We start from the raw sequence: 7,691 nt of genomic DNA, 5'->3' as shown, positions 1-7,691 counted from the left end.
GTCGTTGTCGTAATCGAATAATCCGACCACGATTACGACAACGACAACGACAACGACGCCCGGTCCGTGAGAACGTCCGGTAGCTGTAGCTGACCACCAATACCCTTAAGGACCCCAGATGAACGATTCGACCAGCCCCCCCGCCATGACGGTCGCCGCCGCCGCCCGGCATCTCCAGTCATTGGAGAGCGCCGTCGCCCAGGCCCTGGTCGGGCAACCCCAGGTGATCCGCGAGGCGGTCGTCGCCCTGGCCGCCGCCGGCCATGTCCTGCTGGAAGGGGTCCCAGGGGTGGGCAAGACGCTCCTGGTCCGCGCCCTGGCCGCGGCCCTGGGCGGGAGCTTTGCGCGCATCCAGTTCACCCCGGACCTGATGCCCAGCGACGTGACCGGTCACGCACTGTTCGACATGAAGACCGAGGGGTTCCGCATCCGCCGCGGCCCCATCTTCTGCAACCTGCTCTTAGGCGACGAGATCAACCGCGCCCCCGCCAAGACCCAGTCGGCCCTGCTGGAGGCCATGCAAGAGCAGCAGGTCACCATCGAAGGCGAGGCCCTGCCCCTGCCCGCCCCCTTCCTGGTCTATGCGACGCAAAACCCTATCGAGCAGGAGGGCACCTACCCCCTGCCGCAGGCCCAACTCGATCGCTTTCTGCTCAAGGTCTTCATCGACTACCCGGGGGCCGAGGAGGAACTGGCCGTGGTGCGCCAGATGACCAGCGGTCAGATCGGCGACCGGCTCGACACCTCCCGGGTCCCCCGGGTGATGACACCGCAGGAGATACTGGCGGTCCAGGGCGCGGCGGCCATGCTGCGGCTCGACGACAGCGTCCTGGCGTACGCCGTGCGCCTGGTGCGCGCGGCGCGGGACTGGCAGGGGGTCGAAACCGGCCCCGGCCCCCGCGCCGCCATCGCCCTGGTGCGCGCCGCCCGCGCCCAGGCCTTGATCGAGGGCAACGCCTTCGTGACGCCGGACGACGTCAAGGCCATGGCCCCCGCCGTACTGCGCCATCGCCTCAAGCTCACCGCCGACCTGGAGATCGAGGGCTACCGGCCCGACGACGTCCTCGTCGACCTGCTCGCCGGCGTCCCGGCCCCGCGCGCGTAGGGTCCGCTGCGCGGACCTTGCCATTAGCGGCAAGGCGTAATCACTCAGGGTCACTACGAGAAGAACAAGGAACGACTCAAGAATACGTTAAACACGGCGACAATCGTTGTCGTTGTCGTTGTCGTTGTCGTAATCGTAATCGTCGGCGTAATCGGAGAAGCGATGCCATTCGGGATGCGAGAGAATCCGGGGGCTGCGATAACCTCGATTACGACAACGACAACGACAACGACAACGGTGCGATGCGATGCGAATAGTATTCCCTAATGGATTTGTTTAACCGATTAATGAACCGTCCCCAAGGCACCGCCATGCACCCCCGCCCCCCCCTGGTCCAAGCGCTGGCCATCTGGACCGCCGTCGGCCTCGCCACCGTCTGGCTGCCCTGGACCTGGCCGCTGTGGCAGGGCCTGGGCCTCCTCATCGCCGCCCTTGCCTTGGGGGATCTGCTGGCCCTGCACCGGCTCCCGGACCCGCGGATCACACGCCGCATGGGCCGCGCCCTGCCGCTCGGGGCCTGGAGCCAGGTGACCCTGGAGGTCGCCAATGCGTCGGACCAGCGCCTGCGGATCAGCGTCCATGACCTGCACCCGGGCGAGTTCGCCGTGCGCGGCCTGCCCGCGGACCTGGACCTGCCTCCCCAGCACCAGGGGCGCATCGACTACCGCCTGCGCCCGCCCAGCCGCGGGGATTTCCCGCTCACCGGCTGTGCCGTCGCCACCCGCTCGCCCCTGGGCCTGTGGCGGCGCACCCGGGTCCTGCCCCCGGCGCAGCCGCTCCGGGTCTTCCCCAACTTCGCCGAGATCAGCCGCTACACCCTGCTGGCGGCCAGCGACCAACTCGCCCAACTGGGGGTGCGCCGATTCCGGCGCCTGGGCCGCGGGGCCGAGTTCCACCAGTTGCGCGAGTACCGGGAGGGCGACTCACTGCGCCAGATCGACTGGAAGGCGACCTCGCGCATGCACAAGCTGATCGCCCGCGAGTACCAGGACGAGCGCGACCAGCGTCTGGTCTTCCTGCTCGACTGCGGCCGGCGTATGCGCCACCGCGACCAGGGCCGCGGCCACCTGGACGAGGCGCTCAACGCCCTGCTCCTGCTCGCCTACGTGGCCGTGCGCCAGGGGGACGCGGTCGGCCTCATGACCTACGGCGGGCCGCAGCGCTGGTTCGCCCCGCGCAAGGAACCCGGCACCGTGAACCGGCTGCTCAAGGGCCTCTATGACCTCCAGCCGAGCCTGGAGGCGGCCGACCCCCTGGTCGCCGCCCGGGCACTCCTGGCCGCCATGCCGCGCCGCGCCCTGGTGGTGGTCCTGACCAACAGCCGCGACGAGGACCAGGAGGGCCTGGCCCAGGCCGCCCAACTCCTGCGCCGCCGCCACCTGGTGGTCATCGCCGACCTGCGCGAGGCCGCCCTGGACCGCGCCCTGGAGGCCCCGATCGCAACCCTGGACGACGCGCTGCGCTTCCACGCCGTCCACGGCTGGCTCGCCGAGCGCCAACGCCACCAGGAGCGTCTGCGCCACCTCGGCATCCAGGTCCTGGACCTGCTGCCCGCCCAACTCCCCATCGCCCTGGTGAACCGCTACTTCGAGATCAAGCGGGCCGGGGCCCTGTAGGGTCCGCTGCGCGGACCGCCGCCGGCGCTACCGCCGCGGTCTTGCCGCTCCCGCCTGCCCGATGGCGCACGGCAGGTCGTCCACTCAACTCGAGTCATTACTGACGTACGTCAAATTTGACTCCAAATCAACGCACCTGGGAGTAAGGGATACAGTGAAACCTGGAAAGAGCAGTTCTCACGCCAAGGCGCAAGCTGGAAAGAGCAGTTCTCACACAGAGACCAAAGATCACAAAGATTTTCAATGCGATACGTAGGTCGAGGAGGTTACCCGCGCGGTGATCGGCCCAACGCCTTCAATGATCTGTTTTTCTTTGTGTTCTTTGTGTCTTTGTGTGAGCAATTCCCGGATTTAGGTTCATGTTCCGGGGTGACGGACAAGCCTTCATGGCCCTTGGCCGCGACGAGTCCACGACGGCCTGCGCCGTCGCGTCGCGGCTGAAGCCGCTCCCACAGCGTCGCTGCGCGACCTTCTCGAGAAGAACCTGGCCCGGTGCCGCGATTTCTGGTATCAAGCCCGGACCTTCGTTGCAGGTGTTTGCCATGGACTTCGACGCCTTCCTCTCCCACCACAGCGCCGACAAGCCGCTGATCCGCGAACGGCGCCGCCGGCTCCAGGCGCAGGATTTGCGCGTCTGGCTGGATGAGGACGACCTGCGCCCCGGGCAGCGCTGGCAGGACGGGCTCGCGGCCGGCATCCTCGCCAGCGCCTCGATGCTGGTCTGCATCGGCGGGTCCGGCATCGGCCCCTGGGAGGACGAGGAAATGCAGGTCGCGCTGGACCTGGCCGCCCATGAGCAGCGCCCGGTCATCCCGGTCCTGCTCCCCGGTGCCCCGGAACGGCCCGCGATCTCCCTCTTCCTCAAGAACCGCACCTGGGTGGACCTGCGCAAGGGTATCGACACGGAGGGCATCGGCCGCCTGGTCTGGGGCATCACCGGCGACCGCCCGGGCGCCGCCGGCCGGACTGCGCCCGACCGGCGCTTCCAACTCCCCGCGGACCTGCCCGACTTCACCGGCCGCACGACCGCGATTGGCTGGAGCGGCACCTCAGCGCCGGCCGGTCAGTCGCCATCTGTGCCCTGGCCGGTCAGGGCGGGCTCGGCAAGACGGCGCTCGCGGTGCATGTCGCGCACCGCCTCAAGGACCGCTTTCCGGACGGCCAACTCCTGATTCCGCTCGGCGGGGCCGGTGAGCGGCCGATGTCCGCGCTGGACGCCATGGCCTGGGTGATCCGCGCCTTCGAGCCCGAATGGCGCCTGCCGGACGATGAGTCCCAGGTCCAGGCGCTCTATCGCGGGGTCCTGAACGGCCGGCGGGTGCTGATCCTGGCCGACGACGCGGCCGGGACCGCGCAGGTCGTGCCGCTGACGCCCTCGCCACCAGCCGCACTGATCGTCACCTCTCGCCAACGCATCGCGCTGGGCGAGCGGCGCGACCTGGACTTGCTGGAGCCCGCCGCGGCGCGGACACTCCTCGTCGGCATCCTGGGCGAGGGCCGCGCCCTGCGCGATGCGGACCTGGACCGCCTCGCCGCCGCCTGCGACCGGCTGCCGCTGGCCCTGCGGGTCGCGGGCGCGCACCTGGCCATGCACCCCGAAATTCCACTCGCCGAATATCTCGCTGACCTCGCGGACGAAGCGACCCGCCTCGAAGCGCTCCAGAGCGATGCGGTCGAGGGCGGCCTGGTAGGCGCCGTGCTGGCACTCTCGGCCAACCGACTGCTCGCCGAAGACTTATGCCTCGCCGCCCGCTGGCAGTCGCTCGCAGTCTTCCCCGCCCCTTTCGACCGGCCAGCCGCCGCCGCGGTCTGGGGGCTCGCCGCGCCCAAGGAAGCGCAGCCTTCGCTAAGCGCCCTGATCGACCGCAGCCTGCTGCGCTGGAATGCCGACACCGGGCGCTACCGGCTGCATGACCTGCTGCGGCCCATTGCCGCTGAGCCCTGGCGCTGGTGTCGAACCCGGGTCCCGGACATGGTGTTCGGACCCAGCCCGGAGAACCTAGAGTTGGCGCGGGGGCGGCATAGTGCACATTTTCTCGCGGTCCTGCGGGCGGCGAATGCGCGCTACTTGGAGGGTCACACCGGGGTCACCGACGGCCTCGCCGCCTATGACGCCGAAGCCGCCCAGATCGCCGCCGGCCAGAACTGGGCGGCGGCCGGCGCAGACGAGGACGCCGCCCGGCTGGCGATGGACTACCCGGGCGGCGGTGTCTGTGTGCTGGATCTCCGCGTGCACCCACGCGAACGGGTCCGCTGGCTCGATGCCGGGCTCGCTGCCGCCCGCCGGCTGGGAGTGCGTGGGATGGAAGCCAACTACCTCGGCGGCCTCGGGAACGCCTGGGCAGACCTCGGTCTGCGTAAGGCCATTGCCTTTTACGAGAAGAAGCTTGCCATTGCTCGCGAGATTGGCTGTCCTTGGAACGAGGGCAGCGCGCTCGGTAACCTCGGCGTAGCCTGGCGGAGCCTCGGCAAGCCGCGAAAAGCCGTCGCCCTCTACGCGCAGCACCTCGCCATTGCTCGTAGGATCGGCGACCGCCGCGGCGAGGGCAACGCGCTCGGCAATCTAGGTAACGCGTGGTCCGACCTCGGCAAGCGGCGCAAGGCCATCGCCTTCCACAAGCAGCGACTCGTCATCGCTCGGCAGATCGGTGACCGCCGCGGCATGGCTACCGCCCTCTGCAACCTAGGTAACGAATGGTCCGGCCTCGGCAAGTCGCGCAAGGCCATCAGCCTCTACGAACAGGCACTGGCGATTGATCGCGAGATCGGCGACCGTCGCGGCGAGGCGTTCGATTCATTTAGCCTCGGCGAGGCGTTGGACGACCTGGGTGACCCCGCGACCGCCCGCGGCCACATGCAACACGCCCTGGCACTCTTCGAGTCGATGGAGAGCCCCGACGCCGAGAAGGCCCGCGCCTGGCTCGACCGGCACCCCTGAGTGCCAGGCCCAAGTCCTCGGTGGGAGCGGCTTCAGCCGCGACGAGGCCGCGGCGGCCCGCGGCGTCGCGTCGCGGCTGAACCTGGAAAGAGCAGTTCTCACGCCAAGGCGCCAAGCTCGCCAAGGCATTTCAAGGCGTTGTCGAAGTGATTCGGCTCACCTATCGGGCGCTCCGGATGCTGCGCAGCCCTCTTTGTTTCTTCTTGGCGTCTTGGCGTGAGCAATTGCCGGATTCAGGCGGAAGCCGCTTCCACCGGGCACCGACCGCGTTCATCATCCCGGCCAGCGGGTCGGGCGCGGGATCGCCGGTCCGCACAGCGGACCCTACGAGCCCGTAGGGTCCGCTGTGCGGACCTGCGGACCTGCGGACCTGCGGACTTGCGGTCCGTTGAAACCCGCCGCCGCGCCTGCACCTTGGCAGCGCGCCCGGACCCTGCCGCCAATACGCGGACGCGCGCTGACCGAATCCAGTCCGACAGGAGCAACCGATGAAGACCACCATCAGCAACCTCGAAGAAGCCTTCATGTTCGCGAGCGCCGGCGCCGACCTCGATGCCGGGGCCTATCTGGACCGGGAGACCGGTGAGTTCCGTATTGTCGGGGAGGGGTTCGACGAGCCGGAAGGCGCGGCGGATGAGCTCGCCGGCTCGGATCGGTATATCCGGGTGCCGAACAAGTACGACCTGGATCTGGGCAAGGCACTGGTCTTCGACTTCGTCGCGGACCAGTTGCCGGACGCGGCGGACGAGGTCCGGGACATCTTCCGGCGTCGCGGTGCCTACGCCCGTTTCAAGGGCTTTCTGGACGAGCGGGATCAATTGGACGCCTGGTACGACTATGAGCACCGCAAGACCCTGGAGGCCCTGCGCGACTGGGCCGAGGGGCGGGGGATCGAGCTGGTCGATTAGGGTTTTTTCCGCGTCCAGGTGCGACAATGGGGGACCCCGGGGGCGCTGCTCCCGCCGGGTCTGCCGCCCCCTGTTTACCGGCCCCGGCCGGCCACTTCGCTGGAGCAAACGCGATGACGACGACCTCGACCCCCCTCCCCCTGGCGCGCAAAGGGGCACCGCCGCTGCCCGAGGCGCTGGCGGCGCCGCGCCACAGCCTGATGACCCGCACCGGCGAGCGGCTGGCCTGGTATGGGGACGCCAGCGGCAGCGGTCGGCCGCTGGTCCTCATCCACAGCATCAACGCGGCGCCCAGCAGCTTCGAGGTCAAACCGCTGTTCGACCAGTATCGCGGGCAGCGCCCGGTCTATAGCCTGGATCTCCCCGGGTTCGGCCACGCGGACCGGCCGGTCGGTCCCTACTCGGCGGAGCGTTTCGCCGCGGCCATCGTCGACTTCCTGGACCAGGTGGTGAAGCAGTCGGCCGATGTGCTGGCCCTGTCGCTCAGCGGCGAGTTCGCCGCCCGGGCGGCGCTGAAGGCCCCGGGGCGGATCGGCTCGCTGGCCCTGATCTCGCCGACCGGGTTCGGGGCGCGCCAGCCGTTCGGCCCGGGGATCGGTCGGCCGCTGCACCGCTTCCTGACCCTGCCGCTGCTTGGATCGGCCGCCTATGCCCTGGTCTCGTCGCGCCCGAGCATCAACTATTACCTCGGCAAGTCCTTCGTCGGCAAGCCCCCGGCGGAGCTGATCGACTACGCCTACGCGACCTCGCACCAGCCGGGCGCGCGCTTCGCCCCCTTGATGTTCCTGTCGATGCAACTCTTCACCCGGGACGCCCCGCAGCGGCTCTACGGCAGCCTGCCGACCAAGTTGCCGGTCCTGGCCATCGCCGACCGTGACCCCTATGTGACCTTCGAGAAGTTGGCGGGATTCGTCGCCGCCCATCCGAATTGGCGGTTTGAGAGCCTGGCGCCGCACCTGGGCCTGCCCCAGTGGGAACGCCTGCCGGCGGTGGTCGCCGCGCTGGATCAGTTCTGGGCGGAGGCGCCGGCCGGGGTCTGACAGGTTGTCGTTGTCGTTGTCGTAATCGTAATCGTAATCGTAATCGTAATCGGAGAAACGATGCAATGTGGCATGCGAGAGAAT

Annotated in this window: 6 protein-coding genes; all 6 read left to right on the top strand. The window is 69.0% G+C overall.

From position 1 onward, the window contains the following. Positions 1 to 118: 118 nt before the first annotated feature. The 6 genes from QZY48_RS03850 to QZY48_RS03825 all read left to right on the top strand — a co-directional run bounded on the left by QZY48_RS03850 (position 119) and on the right by QZY48_RS03825 (position 7,607). Positions 119 to 1,105 carry a MoxR family ATPase gene (locus QZY48_RS03850; RefSeq protein ID WP_295427963.1) on the top strand — a complete coding sequence of 329 codons (987 nt, stop codon included), beginning with the start codon at positions 119 to 121 and terminating at the stop codon, positions 1,103 to 1,105. A gap of 311 nt (positions 1,106 to 1,416) precedes the next feature. Then, on the top strand, positions 1,417 to 2,721 hold the full coding sequence (locus tag QZY48_RS03845; protein ID WP_295427960.1) for a DUF58 domain-containing protein: 1,305 nt from the start codon (positions 1,417 to 1,419) through the stop codon (positions 2,719 to 2,721). 359 nt (positions 2,722 to 3,080) lie between these two features. Continuing rightward, positions 3,081 to 3,893, top strand: a complete 813-nt coding sequence (locus QZY48_RS03840) for a toll/interleukin-1 receptor domain-containing protein (RefSeq protein ID WP_295427955.1) — start codon at positions 3,081 to 3,083, stop codon at positions 3,891 to 3,893. Continuing rightward, a complete protein-coding gene (locus QZY48_RS03835; protein ID WP_295427952.1) occupies positions 3,842 to 5,659 on the top strand; it encodes a tetratricopeptide repeat protein in 1,818 nt (605 codons plus the stop codon). Before QZY48_RS03840 ends, QZY48_RS03835 begins: the two co-directional genes overlap by 52 nt. A gap of 488 nt (positions 5,660 to 6,147) precedes the next feature. Beyond that, positions 6,148 to 6,567: a UPF0158 family protein gene (locus QZY48_RS03830; protein ID WP_295427949.1), complete on the top strand. Its 420-nt coding sequence runs from the start codon at positions 6,148 to 6,150 to the stop codon at positions 6,565 to 6,567. A gap of 113 nt (positions 6,568 to 6,680) precedes the next feature. Further along, complete coding sequence (locus QZY48_RS03825) at positions 6,681 to 7,607, top strand: alpha/beta fold hydrolase (protein WP_295427946.1); 927 nt, start codon at positions 6,681 to 6,683, stop codon at positions 7,605 to 7,607. The last annotated feature ends 84 nt before the right edge of the window (positions 7,608 to 7,691 follow it).

It is taken from the genome of uncultured Thiodictyon sp. (assembly GCF_903828115.1).
GTDB lineage: Bacteria > Pseudomonadota > Gammaproteobacteria > Chromatiales > Chromatiaceae > Thiodictyon.
The sequence above is the reverse complement of the archived record's forward strand: the minus strand, read 5'-3'. Positions and strand labels throughout refer to the sequence as shown.

What these genes read in the sequence shown, in the direction of transcription:
- QZY48_RS03850 (WP_295427963.1), top strand. Translation starts at nt 119, where the DNA reads ATGAACGATTCGACCAGCCCCCCCGCCATGACGGTCGCCGCCGCCGCC.
- QZY48_RS03845 (WP_295427960.1), top strand. Translation starts at nt 1,417, where the DNA reads ATGCACCCCCGCCCCCCCCTGGTCCAAGCGCTGGCCATCTGGACCGCC.
- QZY48_RS03825 (WP_295427946.1), top strand. Translation starts at nt 6,681, where the DNA reads ATGACGACGACCTCGACCCCCCTCCCCCTGGCGCGCAAAGGGGCACCG.
- QZY48_RS03840 (WP_295427955.1), top strand. Translation starts at nt 3,081, where the DNA reads ATGTTCCGGGGTGACGGACAAGCCTTCATGGCCCTTGGCCGCGACGAG.
- QZY48_RS03830 (WP_295427949.1), top strand. Translation starts at nt 6,148, where the DNA reads ATGAAGACCACCATCAGCAACCTCGAAGAAGCCTTCATGTTCGCGAGC.